Annotated in this window: 14 protein-coding genes and 1 other RNA gene; 4 read left to right on the forward strand and 11 right to left on the reverse strand. The window is 61.3% G+C overall.

Annotation, left to right across the window (positions count from 1 at the left end):
* Positions 1–4: 4 nt before the first annotated feature.
* The 9 genes from mraY to rsmI form a co-directional block, all read right to left on the reverse strand.
* Entirely contained in the window at positions 5–1,087 is a 1,083-nt protein-coding gene (gene mraY / locus KI235_RS24700) for a phospho-N-acetylmuramoyl-pentapeptide-transferase (RefSeq protein ID WP_003205349.1), read from the reverse strand.
* Positions 1,087–2,454 carry a UDP-N-acetylmuramoyl-tripeptide--D-alanyl-D-alanine ligase gene (murF, locus tag KI235_RS24705; RefSeq protein WP_003205350.1) on the reverse strand — a complete coding sequence of 456 codons (1,368 nt, stop codon included), beginning with the start codon at positions 2,452–2,454 and terminating at the stop codon, positions 1,087–1,089. The genes mraY and murF overlap by 1 nt, the downstream gene beginning before the upstream one ends.
* Positions 2,447–3,910, reverse strand: coding sequence for a UDP-N-acetylmuramoyl-L-alanyl-D-glutamate--2,6-diaminopimelate ligase (locus KI235_RS24710; protein ID WP_003205351.1), 1,464 nt, complete (start codon positions 3,908–3,910; stop codon positions 2,447–2,449). The genes murF and KI235_RS24710 overlap by 8 nt, the downstream gene beginning before the upstream one ends.
* Complete coding sequence (locus KI235_RS24715) at positions 3,910–5,649, reverse strand: penicillin-binding protein 2 (RefSeq protein ID WP_162893922.1); 1,740 nt, start codon at positions 5,647–5,649, stop codon at positions 3,910–3,912. The genes KI235_RS24710 and KI235_RS24715 overlap by 1 nt, the downstream gene beginning before the upstream one ends.
* A complete protein-coding gene (gene ftsL / locus KI235_RS24720) occupies positions 5,649–5,942 on the reverse strand; it encodes a cell division protein FtsL (RefSeq protein WP_003205353.1) in 294 nt (97 codons plus the stop codon). Before ftsL ends, KI235_RS24715 begins: the two co-directional genes overlap by 1 nt.
* Complete coding sequence (gene rsmH / locus KI235_RS24725) at positions 5,939–6,880, reverse strand: 16S rRNA (cytosine(1402)-N(4))-methyltransferase RsmH (RefSeq protein WP_085983271.1); 942 nt, start codon at positions 6,878–6,880, stop codon at positions 5,939–5,941. The genes ftsL and rsmH overlap by 4 nt, the downstream gene beginning before the upstream one ends.
* Before the next feature lie 2 nt (positions 6,881–6,882).
* The gene (gene mraZ, locus KI235_RS24730; RefSeq protein WP_003205355.1) at positions 6,883–7,338 is read right to left on the reverse strand and encodes a division/cell wall cluster transcriptional repressor MraZ; all 456 of its coding nucleotides are present in this window, start codon (positions 7,336–7,338) and stop codon (positions 6,883–6,885) included.
* 309 nt (positions 7,339–7,647) lie between these two features.
* An RNA gene (rnpB, locus tag KI235_RS24735) (RNase P RNA component class A) lies at positions 7,648–8,001 on the reverse strand.
* Positions 8,002–8,075: 74 nt separating this feature from the next.
* On the reverse strand, positions 8,076–8,981 hold the full coding sequence (gene rsmI, locus KI235_RS24740; RefSeq protein WP_080561008.1) for a 16S rRNA (cytidine(1402)-2'-O)-methyltransferase: 906 nt from the start codon (positions 8,979–8,981) through the stop codon (positions 8,076–8,078).
* A 191-nt stretch (positions 8,982–9,172) separates the two neighbouring features.
* Here rsmI and KI235_RS24745 point away from each other — a divergent pair, with 191 nt between their 5' ends.
* From KI235_RS24745 to KI235_RS24760, 4 genes are all read left to right on the forward strand, one after another.
* Complete coding sequence (locus KI235_RS24745) at positions 9,173–10,984, forward strand: penicillin-binding protein activator (RefSeq protein ID WP_003205357.1); 1,812 nt, start codon at positions 9,173–9,175, stop codon at positions 10,982–10,984.
* Positions 10,984–11,346, forward strand: a complete 363-nt coding sequence (locus KI235_RS24750) for a YraN family protein (RefSeq protein ID WP_003205358.1) — start codon at positions 10,984–10,986, stop codon at positions 11,344–11,346. The genes KI235_RS24745 and KI235_RS24750 overlap by 1 nt, the downstream gene beginning before the upstream one ends.
* Positions 11,347–11,448: 102 nt before the next feature.
* A complete protein-coding gene (locus tag KI235_RS24755) occupies positions 11,449–12,042 on the forward strand; it encodes a phosphoheptose isomerase (RefSeq protein WP_007928463.1) in 594 nt (197 codons plus the stop codon).
* Positions 12,039–12,617, forward strand: coding sequence for a BON domain-containing protein (locus KI235_RS24760; RefSeq protein ID WP_003178201.1), 579 nt, complete (start codon positions 12,039–12,041; stop codon positions 12,615–12,617). The genes KI235_RS24755 and KI235_RS24760 overlap by 4 nt, the downstream gene beginning before the upstream one ends.
* Positions 12,618–12,861: 244 nt before the next feature.
* Here KI235_RS24760 and KI235_RS24765 read toward each other — a convergent pair whose 3' ends face one another.
* Complete coding sequence (locus KI235_RS24765; RefSeq protein ID WP_003205360.1) at positions 12,862–13,275, reverse strand: ClpXP protease specificity-enhancing factor; 414 nt, start codon at positions 13,273–13,275, stop codon at positions 12,862–12,864.
* 16 nt (positions 13,276–13,291) lie between these two features.
* Positions 13,292–13,909 (reverse strand): glutathione S-transferase N-terminal domain-containing protein, encoded by a 618-nt coding sequence (locus KI235_RS24770; RefSeq protein ID WP_003178195.1) that lies wholly within the window; start codon positions 13,907–13,909, stop codon positions 13,292–13,294.
* Positions 13,910–13,972: the final 63 nt, after the last annotated feature.

The following is a 13,972-nucleotide window of genomic DNA, read 5'->3' on the forward strand; positions in this document are numbered from 1 at the left end:
CGTTCTACCTCAGCTTCAGGGTGGCAAGGCCGATCAGCACCAGAATCACGGTGATGATCCAGAAACGGACGATCACGCGCGGCTCGGGCCAGCCCTTGAGTTCAAAGTGGTGGTGGATCGGCGCCATGCGGAATACGCGGCGGCCGGTCAATTTAAAGGAAGCAACCTGAATGACGACTGACAGGGTCTCCATCACGAACACACCGCCCATGATGAACAGGACGATTTCCTGGCGCACGATGACAGCGATGGTGCCCAGGGCCGCGCCCAGCGCCAGCGCGCCGACGTCGCCCATGAAGACTTGTGCCGGGTAGGTGTTGAACCACAGGAAGCCCAGGCCGGCACCGATCAGCGCACCGCAGAACACGATCAACTCGCCTGCCCCCGGCACATAAGGGATCAGCAGGTACTCAGCGAATTTCACGTTACCCGACAGGTAGCAGAAGATCCCCAGCGCACCGCCGACCATGACCGTGGGCATGATCGCGAGGCCATCAAGGCCGTCGGTGAGGTTGACCGCGTTGCTCGAACCGACGATCACCAGGTAGGTCAGCACGATGAAACCTGCGCCCAGCGGGATGCTGTAGTCCTTGAGCATCGGCAGGATCAGGGTGGTCTCCACCGGCGAGGCGGCGGTCATATAAAGGAAGATCGCCGCGCCGAGGCCGAACACCGACTGCCAGAAATACTTCCAGCGGCTTGGCAGCCCACGGGAGTTCTTCTCGATGACCTTGCGGTAGTCGTCGACCCAGCCGATGGCGCCAAAGAGCAAGGTCACCAGCAGCACGACCCAGACATACCGGTTCGCCAGGTCGGCCCAGAGCAAGGTGCTGATGCCGATGGACGATAGGATCAGCGCGCCGCCCATGGTCGGGGTGCCGGATTTGGACAGGTGCGATTGCGGGCCGTCGTTACGTACCGACTGGCCGATTTGCAGGTTCTGCAGGGTGCGGATCATCCACGGGCCCAGGAACAGCGACAACGACAGCGCGGTCAGCACACCCAGGATCCCGCGCAGGGTCAAGTACTGGAAGACCGCGAAGCCTTTGTGGAACTGTTGCAGGTACTCCGCTAGCAGCAGCAGCATTAATGTTTCTCCGTGGAGGCGCCGCACAGCGCCGCGACGATGTTTTCCATCGCTGCGCTGCGTGAGCCCTTGATCAATAAGGTGGTGTTCGGATCCTGCTCGGCGCCCAGGGCCTGGATCAGTTCGGCCTGAGTGGTGAAATGCCGTGCGTGCTCGCCAAACGCGGCGACCGCATGGGCCATCATCGGGCCGACCGCATACAGCGCGTCGACCTTGCCGCGCGCATAGGCACCGACGTCGTGATGCCCCTGTTGCGCCCACTCGCCCAGTTCACCGATATCCCCCAGCACCAATACGGTACGGCCGGAGAAACCGGCGAGGATATCCACGGCCGCGCACATGGACGACGGGTTGGCGTTATAGGTGTCGTCGATCACGCGCATACCGTTGCTGGCCAGTTGCGCGACGGAGCGCCCCTTGACTGGCTGCACGGCGTTCAACCCGGCGACGATGCCCGGCAGCGACACGCCCAGCGCATGGGCGGCAGCCGCCGCGGCCAGGGCGTTGGCAACGTTATGGGTGCCAAGCAGGTTCAACTGCACCCGCTCGGCGCCATCCGGGCTGTGCAGGTTGAAGGCCGGGCAACCGCGAGCATCGCGGTCCAGGTCGCTGGCGTAGAAATTCGCGGCGAGATTGCTCAGGGCAAAGGTCAGCACCTTGCGCTCGCCCGCCCGGGTCTTCCAGATTTCGAAGGCCTTGTCGTCGAGATTCAGCACGGCGACGCCATCGGCATCCAGCCCCTCGATGATCTCGCCCTTGGCCTCGACGATTTTTTCCGGGCCGCCGAACTCGCCGACGTGAGCAGTCCCGGCGTTGTTGAGCACCGCCACATGAGGCTTGGTCATGCCCACGGTGTAGGCAATCTCGCCGAGCCGCGAAGCGCCCAGTTCGATGACCGCGGCGCTGTGTTCCGGCGCCAGCTCCAGCAGGGTCAGCGGCACCCCAAGGTCATTGTTCAGGTTGCCGCGAGTCGCCAGCACCGGACCACGGGTGCGCAGAATGCTGGCCAGCATTTCCTTGACCGTGGTCTTGCCGCTGGAGCCGGTGATGGCTGCGACCGGGTTGCCATATGCCGCGCGGTTCAGCGCACCGAGCTGGCCCAGGGCCTGGCGGGTGTCGTTGACGAGCAATTGCGGCAGCGTGCTGTTGGTCACTTCGCGCTCGACCAGGGCCGCGACCGCACCTTTGGCGGCGACCTCGTTCAAGTAATCGTGACCATCGAAGCGCGGCCCAGCCAGGGCGACGAACAATTGCCCCGGCGCGATCGCCCGACTGTCGATGCTGACGCCGTCGAACGTGGCGTCCGCGGCGATGAGGCGCGCATTCAGAGCGCTGGTCAGTTCGCTGAGCTTCAGGGCCTTAAGCATGGGCCACCTCCCACGCGGTCAGGGCATGATCGGCTTCCACCAGGTCGGAGAAAGCATGGCGTTCGCCGTTGATTTCCTGATAGTCCTCATGACCCTTGCCGGCCAGGACGATGACATCGTCCGCCGAGGCACTGGCGATCAACTGGGCAATAGCCTGGCCGCGACCAGCCACGAAGGTGACGTTATCCACAGCCATAAAACCGGCGCGGATGTCGTCGAAAATCCGCTGCGGGTCTTCGGTACGAGGGTTGTCGTCGGTGACCAGCACGCCGTCTGCCAGCCGCTCCACCACCTCGGCCATCAGCGGACGCTTGCCGCGATCACGATCGCCACCGCAGCCGAACAGGCACAGCAACTTGCCCTTGGCGTGAGGACGCAGGGCCGTGAGAACTTTTTCCAACGCGTCGGGGGTATGGGCGTAATCGACCACCACCAGTGGTTGAGTCCCACCGCCCAAACGCTGCATGCGACCGGCCGGGCCCTCGAGCTTCGGCAAGACCTTGAGAATTTCGTCCAGCGCGTAGTCCAGGCCGAGCAAGGCACCGATGGCCGCCAATACGTTGCTCAGGTTGAAACGGCCGAGCAAGGTGCTGCGCAAATGGTGCTCGCCCTGGGGCGTGACCAAGGTGGCGCGCACGCCTTCGTCATTGAATTGCGCCTGGCGTACATAAAGATAGGCGCCGGCATCTTCCAGGCTGTAGGTGATCAACCGCGACTCGCGCTTTTCGGCAGCCAGTTGCCGACCGAATTCGTCATCGAGGTTGATGACCCGGCACTTCAGGTCATTCCAGGCAAACAGCTTGGCCTTGGCTTCACCGTAGGCCTGCATGGTGCCGTGATAATCCAGGTGATCCCGGGACAGGTTGGTCAACACCGCGACATCGAACGCCAGCGCGGTCACACGGCCCTGGTCCAAACCATGGGAAGAGACTTCCATCGCAACGGCCTTGGCACCAGCCTTTTTCAGGTCCGCCAGGGTCGCTTGCACGGCAATCGGGTTCGGCGTGGTGTGCAGTCCGCTTTCCAGCGCGCCATGGAAGCCGTTGCCCAGGGTCCCGACAATGCCGCAATGCTGGCCGAGCAGGTCGAGGGCCTGGGCCACCAGTTGGGTCACGCTGGTCTTGCCGTTGGTGCCGGTCACGCCCACCAGGTTCAGGTGACGGCTCGGGTCGCCATAGAATCGCCCGGCGATGTCCGACAGCTGCGCCGCCAGGCCCTTGACCGGAATCAGCGGAACGTCGGTGATCGGCAGCACTGTCGCGCCTTGCACTTCATAAGCCACGGCAGCCGCGCCACGCTTCAGGGCATCGGCAATATGGTCGCGACCATCGAAACGGGCACCCGGCACCGCCAGGAACAAATCCCCGGCGCGGACATTGCGGCTGTCCAGGGCCAGCTCACGAATCAGCAGATCGTGACCGGCGTGGGCAAAAATCTTGTTCAGGCTCAGGGACATCAGCCACGCCCTCCTTCGGCTTTCAAGGGAACGACCGGTGCGGTATTGGCCTGCTGGGTCGGCGGCAGGTTATCCGGGGTAATGTTCATCAGGCGCAGGGTGCCGGACATCACTTTGCTGAACACTGGCGCCGAAACCAGGCCACCGAAGTAGCCTGCCTTGCTCGGTTCATCGATGACCACGACGATGGCATAGCGCGGGTCGCTCATCGGGCCGAAGCCGGCAAACAGCGAACGGTAGGAGTTCTCGGCGTAGCCTTTGGTGCCCACGGAGGTCTTACGGGCCGTACCCGATTTGCCTGCCACGTGATAGGCCGGCACCTGGGCGCGATAGACACCGCGCGGCGCCTCGATCACCTGTTGCAGCATGCCCTGCATGGTCTTGGCGACGTTCTCCGGGATCACTTGGGTGGTCTGCGGCGCCTTGTCGGTCTTGATCAGGGTCAGCGGGGCGATACGGCCATTGTTGGCCAGCGCAGAGAACGCGTGGACCAGTTGGATCGCCGTCACGGAAACACCATAGCCATAGGACAACGTGGCGGTTTCAGCCTTGCGCCAGTCACGGTAGTTCGGCAGGTTGCCGACACGCTCGCCCGGGAAGCCCAGGCCGGTGTCCTGGCCGAGGCCGATTTTCTGGGCCAGGCGATAAATCGTCTCACCGCCGATATCGAAGGCGATCTTGCTCATGCCCACGTTACTGGAGTTGATCAGGATGCCGGTCAGGTCGAGCACCGGGCCTTCGGTCTTGGACACGTCGCGGATGGTGTACTTGCCGATCTGCAGGGTGCCCGGGTACACCTCGACGGTGTCGCTCGGTTTCCAGCGCCCGGTTTCCAGGGCGGCGGCCATGGACACGGCTTTCATGGTCGAACCGGGCTCGAACACGTCGATCATCGCGCGGTTGCGCATCATCGCCGGTTGCAGGTTGCGACGGTTGTTCGGGTTGTAGGTCGGCTGGTTGACCATCGCCAGGATCTCGCCGGTCTTCACGTCCATGATCACCAGGCTGCCGGCCTTGGCACCGTTCTCGACGATGGCATTGCGCAGCTCACGGTTGGCCAGGTATTGCAGGCGCAGATCAATGGACAACGCCAAGGGCTTGCCGGCCTTGGCGTTTTTGGTGACTTGGACATCCTTGATCAGCCTGCCGCGCCGGTCCTTGATGACCTGGCGCTTACCGGCGACCCCGGCGAGCCATTCGTCATAGGCCAGTTCGACACCTTCGCGCCCTCGGTCATCGATGTCGGTAAACCCGACCATGTGGGCCGTGACTTCACCAGCCGGGTAGAAACGCCGGAACTCTTCAATGCCGTAGACACCGGGTACTTTCAGGTCGAGCACGCTCTGGCCCTGCTCGGGCGTCAGGCCGCGCACCAGATAAATGAATTCCTTGTTGGCCTGGGCTTCGAGGCGCTCGGCCAGGGCCTTGGGATCCTGCCCGAGGGCCGCGGCCAGTGCCGGCCATTTTTCCTTGGCCAGCTGCATTTCCTTGGCGTTGGCCCACAAGGTGGTCACCGGGGTGCTCACGGCCAGGGGTTCGCCATTGCGGTCGGTGATCAAGCCTCGGTGAGCCGGGATCGGAATATGCCGGACACTGCGCGCATCGCCCTGACCCTTGAGGAAATCACGGTCGACGACCTGCAGGTCGATGATGCGCCACGAAATCGCCGCCACCATGATCCCGAGCAAACCCAGGACCAGACGAAACCGCCACGGGAACAGCGCCCCTTCGAGTTTCATCATGGCGCCACCATCTGCACTTCGGCGGCGCCGGGAATGCGCATTTTCAGCTGCTCGGTGGCCAATACTTCGATACGGCTATGGGCGGTCCAGGTGCTCTGCTCCAGGATCAACCGGCCCCATTCGGCCTGCGCCTTGTCGCGCACGCTCAGCTCGTTGTAAAGGGAATTGAGAAGCTGCCGGTTCCAGTGCGCGCTATAGGACACGCCGATGGCCGACACGAGCACGCCGATAAACAGCAGCAGCATGAAAAAGCTGCCGCCGGGCAGTGGCTTGGCGAAGAGCTTGCTCACCGCAACTTCTCCGCGACACGCATGACGGCGCTACGGGCACGTGGGTTGGCCTTGAGTTCAGCCTCGGAGGCGAACTGCGCCTTGCCATGGATCTTGATTTTTGGCACGAAGGCTTCGAAACGCACCGGCAGGTTGCGCGGCAGGTTATCGGCTTCGCCCTTGGTGAGTTTGCGCATGAACAGCTTGACGATGCGGTCTTCCAGGGAATGGAAGCTGATCACCACCAGCCGACCGCCAATCTCCAGCGCTTCAAGCGCCGCTTCGAGACCGACTTCCAGATCGCCCAGCTCGTTATTGACGTGGATGCGCAAGCCCTGGAACGCACGGGTCGCCGGGTTCTTGCCCTTTTCCCAAGCCGGATTGGCAACTTTCAGCACCTCGGCCAGGTCGCCGGTGCGCTCAAATGGCTTGATGTCGCGCCGCTCGACCACGGCACGGGCCATACGGCCGGAGAAACGCTCTTCACCGTATTCCTTGAAGACGCGAGCGATTTCTTCCACCGGAGCAGTGTTGACGAATTCGGCGGCGCTGATGCCACGGGACGGGTCCATGCGCATGTCCAGCGGGCCGTCATTGAGGAAACTGAAGCCGCGCTCCGGGTCGTCCAACTGCGGCGAAGACACGCCCAGGTCGAGCAGCACGCCACTGACCTTGCCGGCTAGGCCACGCTCGGCGACTTCCGAAGCCAGCTCGGCAAAGCTGCGTTGCACAATGACAAAGCGGCCGTCTTCGGCCGCCAGCGCTTGCCCGGTGGCAATCGCTTGAGGATCCTTGTCGAACCCCAGCAACCGACCACCCGGACCGAGCTTGCTGAGAATCAACCGGCTGTGTCCGCCACGCCCGAACGTACCGTCCAGATAGCAGCCATCAGGACGTACGGCGAGAGCCTCGACGGCTTCGTCAAGCAGTACGGTGATGTGGTTAAAGCCGCTATCAATAGTCACAGGATCAAATCACGCAGTTCATCAGGCATGGCGCCCGGTTGTTGAATAGCAGCGAGGTCAGCGGCAGAAACCGCATTCCAGGCATCTTCGTCCCACAGCTGGAACTTGTTCAGTTGGCCCACCAGCATCGCGCGCTTGTCCAGCTTGGCGTACTCGCGCAGGCGCGGTGGAACCAGGAAACGACCGCTGCCATCGAGTTCGAGGTCGACGGCATTACCGATCAGCAAGCGTTGCAGACGGCGATTTTCTTCACGCAACGAAGGCAGTGCGCGCAGTTTGGTTTCGATGATTTCCCACTCATCAAGAGGGTAAACACACAAACATGGGTCAACGGCGTCGATCGTGACGATTAACTGCCCCGAACTTCGCGAAACGAGCTCGTCACGATACCGGCTCGGCATGGCGAGACGGCCTTTTGCATCGAGACTGATAGCGTTAGCTCCGCGAAACACGTCTGCGTTTCTCCACTTTTTGGCGTTTTACCTTCAAAAAAACCCACTTCATGCCACTTTCCGCCACTTGCGCACACTATAGGAATGCGCCCACCGCACCGTCAAGGCGCGGATTGAAGGAAAAGCCTTATAGATCGGAGATTTAGGAGCGTTTCAGGAGGGGTAACAAGAATCTGACGTAGGAATTTTCGCCTCAACCCGAATGAGCACAGGAAGCTGCGCGCACAAGTTAAAGTGATTTATTAAGAGTAAGATTTTTTTGGTATTAGGAACTGCGTCTGCCAGTGATTCCGGCAGGGAGGGAAAAAGGTGGAGAGTCGATCTGTAAGCCGGGTTCTGTCTTGAACAGTCATTCGTCTACGATGGCCATCACTGGACATCTTTAGCAACCTACCCGGTCCCAGCGCGGGCCACGCCTTGGGACCCTATTTGGTCTTGCTCCAAGTGGGGTTTACCTAGCCACGAACTGTTGCCAGACGTGCGGTGCGCTCTTACCGCACCTTTTCACCCTTACCGGCGCCGAAGCGCTTAGGCGGTTATTTTCTGTGGCACTTTCCGTAGGCTCACGCCTCCCAGGCATTACCTGGCACTTCGCCCTATGGAGCCCGGACTTTCCTCCCCCCCCTAATTCTCATAGAGGGCAGCGACTGTCCGATCGACTCTCCGCCGCGAAGGTTAACGGTAGAGCGCTTGAAGAACAAGCGCTAAAAGCCTTGGGCCAGCCCTGCGTCCCGCTTTCACTGATCCTTCTGTTTTTCCAGTGCGACCTGGTACAGCACATTCTTGCGCTCGCCAGTGATCTGCGCCGCAAGGGCCGCAGCACGCTTGAGCGGCATTTCTTCGAGTAGCAGGTTCAGGATGCGCATCGCTTCGCTGCTGACAGCGTCTTCACTTTCCGGGGCTGTCCACCCGGCCACCAGCACGACACACTCGCCGCGCTGCTGGTTGCTGTCGCTTTCGACAAACGCCCGCAGCTCTGCCAACGGCAACCCCTTGAGGGTTTCGAAGGTCTTGGTCAACTCACGAGCCAGCAACGCCGGGCGCTCGGCGCCGAACACCAGCTCCATGTCTTGCAGGCATTCCAGAATGCGGTGCGGCGCCTCATAGAAGATCAGCGTGCGTGGTTCTTCCTTTATAGCCTCCAGGCGCGCCCGTCGCCCCACCGCCTTGGCTGGCAGGAAACCCTCGAAGATGAAACGGTCCGACGGCAGACCCGCCGCCGACAGCGCTGCGATCAATGCACAAGCCCCTGGCACCGGCACCACGCTGATGCCCGCCGCCCGGGCCTGGCGCACCAGATGATAGCCAGGGTCGGAAATCAGTGGCGTACCGGCATCGGAAATCAGCGCGACGTTATCGCCCGCCAGCAGCCGGGTAATGAAACGACTGCCTTCATCCCGTTCATTGTGTTCATGACAGGCCGCCAACGGCGTGGAAATGCCGAAATGCTGCAGCAGGCGCTGGGAGTGACGCGTGTCTTCGGCTGCGATCAAAGCAACTTCCTGCAGGATTTTCAGCGCCCGGGCACTGATATCGTCCAGGTTGCCGATGGGCGTCGCCACCACATAAAGCGAGCCGGCAGCGGAATTCAAAGCACCTGGAGCAGTCAAGACACATACCTCATGATCGGTAAAAACCGCCATTGTAGCGTGTAGCGGCGGTCTCGGCTGTTCGTCCTTGAGCGACGACAGTGCAGGACGCTCTGACGGCCTTTTGTGTTGCCCCGCACTCTTTGAAATACCTAAATTGATCGATTCACACCACTAACATCGCGCCCCGGCCAGTGCTTGGGTACAATTCGACGCTAATTTGATCTCGTATCAGGAACACTTACATGATCGCTTGCCTGCGGCTGCTCTCCGCCCTCTGCCTCGCTGCCCTCCTGGCGGCTTGCGCCAGCTCGCCCTCGTCCAGCCTTGGCGAACTTCCACGCACCCCGGATGCCAGTATCGAGCAGTTGCTCGAACAGGCCACTCAAAGCAAAAATCCGGAAAAAGCCGCCCTGCTGCGCCTGAGCGCTGCCGACCTGGCCTACCGTCAGGGCAATGCCGGCCAGTCCGCACAGATCCTGCAACAAGTGCCGATGGAACAACTCAAGCCCGGCCAGCAGATTTTCGCCAGCACGCTGTCGGCTGAACTGGCGATGACCCGCAACCAGCCCAAGGCGGCACTGACCGCCCTGAGCCACCCAAGCCTGCAACACCTGAGCGAAATGCCGGTGGAGCAACAGGTTCGCACCGGTACCGTCCGCGCCCGCGCCCTGGAGGCCGATGGCCAGACCCTGGCCGCCGCCAAGGAGCGCATTTTCATCGCGCCCCTGTTGGAAAACGACGCTGCGGCAAAAAACCACGAAGCCATCTGGTCGTTGATCGCCTCGCTGCCCACCGACCAGTTGCAGCCAAGCTCCAACGACGACCTTGGCGGCTGGCTGAGCCTGGCCCAGGCCGTCAAGACCGCCGGCACCCTGGAACAACAGCAGGCGGCCATCGACCACTGGCGCGAACAGAACCCGAAGCACCCTGCCGCCCTGCAACTGCCGACACCCCTGGTCAAGCTCAAGGAGCTGGCGAGCCAGCCGCTGAGCAAGATCGCCCTGCTGCTGCCACAGAATGGCCAGTTGGCTGCGGTTGCCAAGGCCTTGCGTGAGGGCTTCATGGCCGCGCACTACCAGGCCCAACAGGCCGGTCAGAAGCCGCCAAGCATCCAGTTCTATGACAGCTCCAGCCTGACCTCCATGGACGAGTTCTATCGCAAGGCCCAGGCCGACGGCGTGCAACTGGTAGTCGGACCGCTGGAAAAACCCCTGGTCAAGCAGATCAGCACCCGCCCGCAACTGCCGATCACCACCCTGGCGCTGAACTACAGCGAAGGCGAACAAGGGCCACCGCAACTGTTCCAGTTCGGCCTGGCCCCCGAGGATGAAGCCCGCGAAGTCTCCCGTCGCGCCCGCGCCGATGGCCTGCATCGCGCCGCCGCCATGGTACCGAAGGGTGAATGGGGCGATCGCGTCCTGAAAGCCTTCAGCCAGGACTGGCAGGCCAATGGCGGCACCATCATCGCAATCGAACGGGTCGACCAGCCGGTGCAACTGGCCCAGCAGATCGCCGACATGTTCCAACTGCGCCAGAGCGAAGGTCGCGCCAAGAGCCTGCAAAGCACCGTCGGCACCACGGTCGCGGCCCAGCCGTCCCGTCGCCAGGACATCGAGTTCATCTTCCTGGCCTCGACGCCGCAACAGGCCCAGCAGATCAAGCCGACCCTGAACTTCCAGTACGCGGGTGATGTGCCGGTCTACGCGACGTCTTCAGTGTTCAGCGCCAGCGGCGACCAGAACCAGTACAACGACATGAGCGGTATCCGCTTCTGCGAAACCCCTTGGCTGCTCGACGCCAATGACCCGCTGCGCAAGCAGGTCACCGCACAGTGGCCACAGGCGGGTAGCAGCCTGGGCCGGTTGTACGCGATGGGTGTAGACGCCTATCGCCTGGCACCACGCCTGGGCCAGCTCAAGACGTTGCCGGACAGCCGCATCGAAGGCCTGTCGGGCAGCCTGGCAGTGTCTCCAACCCAGCGCGTACAGCGTCAACTGCCTTGGGCCGAGTTCGTCAATGGCCAGGTGCAGCGCCTGCCGGATACCCAGCGCTGATGCCCGACCGATCACGCCAGCAAAGCGGACGGGATGCCGAGGGCCAAGCCCTCGCGCATCTCCAGCAACAAGGCCTGCGGCTGGTGGCGCAGAACTGGTTGTGCAAACGCGGCGAGCTTGATCTGGTCATGCTTGACGGCGATACAGTAGTATTCGTCGAAGTCCGCTACAGAAAAAATACTCAATGGGGTGGCGCGCTCGACAGCATTGACGAGCGCAAGCGCCAGAAGCTGGTTTTCGCCGCGCAGTATTTTCTGCAACGCGAGCCTCGCTGGGCCGATCATCCCTGCCGCTTCGACGTGGTTGCCATCGACAGCAACGCCGCCCAGTTGAACTGGCTGCAGAACGCCTTCGACAGTTGAGCGCCCATGCCGAACCGGACACCTTCACCTAACTTTTTTGCTCTTTGCTTTGCGCGCCGCACATGTTTGTGCCGATAAGCCGCGCTACTTAAGGTCACACAGATGGACATGCAATCGCGAATTCGCCAGCTTTTTCAGGCCAGTATCGACACCAAGCAACAGGCGATGGACGTACTTGCACCGCACATCGAGCAAGCCAGCCAAGTGATGGTCAACGCCCTGCTCAACGAGGGCAAGATGCTTTCGTGCGGCAATGGCGGCTCGGCCGGCGACGCCCAGCACTTCTCTTCGGAACTGCTCAACCGCTTCGAACGCGAGCGCCCGAGCCTGCCGGCGATCGCCCTGACCACAGACAGCTCGACGATCACCTCGATCGCCAACGACTACAGCTACAACGAAGTATTCTCCAAACAGATCCGCGCCCTGGGCCAACCCGGCGATGTGCTGCTGGCGATTTCCACCAGCGGTAACTCGGCCAATATTATTCAAGCGATCCAGGCCGCACATGATCGCGAAATGATTGTCGTAGCATTGACCGGTCGTGACGGCGGCGGCATGGCGTCCCTGCTATTGCCAGAAGACGTCGAGATCCGCGTACCGGCCAATGTCACCGCACGTATCCAGGAAGTCCACCTGCTGGCGATCCACTGTCTTTGCGACTTGATCGACAGCCAACTGTTCGGGAGTGAAGAATGACCCCTAATCGCCTAGGCCTTCTGGCCCTGACCCTGTGCCTCGGCATCAGCGGCTGCACATCGGTGGTTAACGCCAGCCGGGAAAAGCCGATTGAAGACGATCGCGGCACCCGCACCTTCGGCAGCAAGATCGACGACTCCCTGATTGAAACCAAGGTCGGCGTGAACATTGCCAAGGCCGACCCGGACCTGGACAACAACTCGCACATCGTCGTCACCAGCTTCAACGGCGTCGTACTGCTGGCCGGCCAGACCCCACGCGCCGACCTCAAGGCCAAGGCCGAACAGGAAGCCAGCGCCGTGCAACGGGTCAAGACCGTGCATAACGAACTGCAGGTCCTGCAACCCTCCTCGCTGCTGGCGCGCCAGAACGACGCCTGGCTGACCACCAAGATCAAGACCCAGATGCTCACCGACGCCAGCATTCCCGGCTCGCGTATCAAGGTAGTGACTGAGAATGGCATTGTCTATTTGCTGGGGTTGTTGACCAAGAAAGAGGCTGCGCAGGCGACCAACTTGGTGCAGGGTGTGTCCGGGGTGCAGAAAATCGTCAAGTTGTTTGAGTACATTGACTGATATAAATGCAGGTACAAGAACGGCGCTTTTTCCTGGAAAGGAAGGCGCCGTTTTTTTATCGCTTCGTTTTGGTTGGTTGGTTGGTTGGTTGGTTGGTTGGTTGGTTGGTGTGTATATCCGTTACCGCAGAAACGGATATACACACCAACCATGACACAAAAAAAATGCCCACATCTCACGATACGGGCATTTTCTTAACCAGGTCACCAAGCTTTCAAACAGCCTGTATCTGGCACATATCTCCCTACTTCACCACTTTCAGACTCGGCCGCCCGCTAGGACGCGGCGGCTCGTCATCCGGTGGCGGCAGGTCATCATCCGGCTCGAACTCTTCTTCGCCATCAAGCGGCGCTTCCAGCTCAAACACCATGCCCTGGCCATTCTCCCGAGCATAAATCCCCAGGATCGCAGCAATAGGCACGTACAAAGTGTGCGGCACGCCACCGAAGCGCCCTTCGAAGCTGACGGCGTCGTTATCCATATGCAAGTGACGCACAGCGGCTGGCGACACGTTCAAGACAATTTGCCCGTCATTGGCAAAACCCTGCGGCACCTGCACCGACGGAAACTCGGCGTTGACCAGCATGTGCGGGGTGCAATCGTTGTCCACAATCCACTCGTAGAGCGCGCGGACCAGATAAGGTCGACTGGAGTTCATAGCGGCTCCCTAAGCCTTAGCGCATGTCACGTTCGACGCCAGACAGACTCGCCTGGAAAGCCTCACGCGCGAATTGGCGCTCCATATAATCAAGCAGCGGCTTGGCAGGCCGCGGCAGTTCGATACCCAGAATCGGCAAACGCCAGAGTATGGGCAATAGGCAGCAATCCACCAGACTTTGTTCCTCACTGAGGAAAAACGGCTTATCGACGAATAGCGGCGATACGCCAGTCAGGCTTTCACGCAATTCCTTGCGTGCCACGACCCGCGCCGGCTCCTTGGTCCGAGAATCCAGGATCAGATCCACCAACCCGCACCAGTCACGCTGGATGCGATGGATCAGCAAACGGCTGTTGGCCCGCGCGACAGGGTACACCGGCAGTAAAGGTGGATGCGGATAACGCTCATCCAGATATTCCATCACCACGGTCGACTCCCACAACGCCAGGTCACGATCGACCAGTGTGGGCAGGCTGCCATAAGGGTTCACCTCGATCAGCTTCGGCGGCTGACGGCCCGCTTCGACGTAAATGATCTCGGCGCTGACACCCTTCTCTGCCAGTACGATGCGTACCCGGTGGGAATAGTGGTCGGCGGGGTCGGAGTAACAGGCCAACCGATTGGTCACGCCCATGGCGATCCTCCTCGCTTGTTGAAATTATCGAAAAACGGAAAAACGAGCGCGCCCAGAGGGCAT

Source organism: Pseudomonas sp. St386, from assembly GCF_018325865.1.
Lineage (GTDB): Bacteria > Pseudomonadota > Gammaproteobacteria > Pseudomonadales > Pseudomonadaceae > Aquipseudomonas > Aquipseudomonas brassicacearum.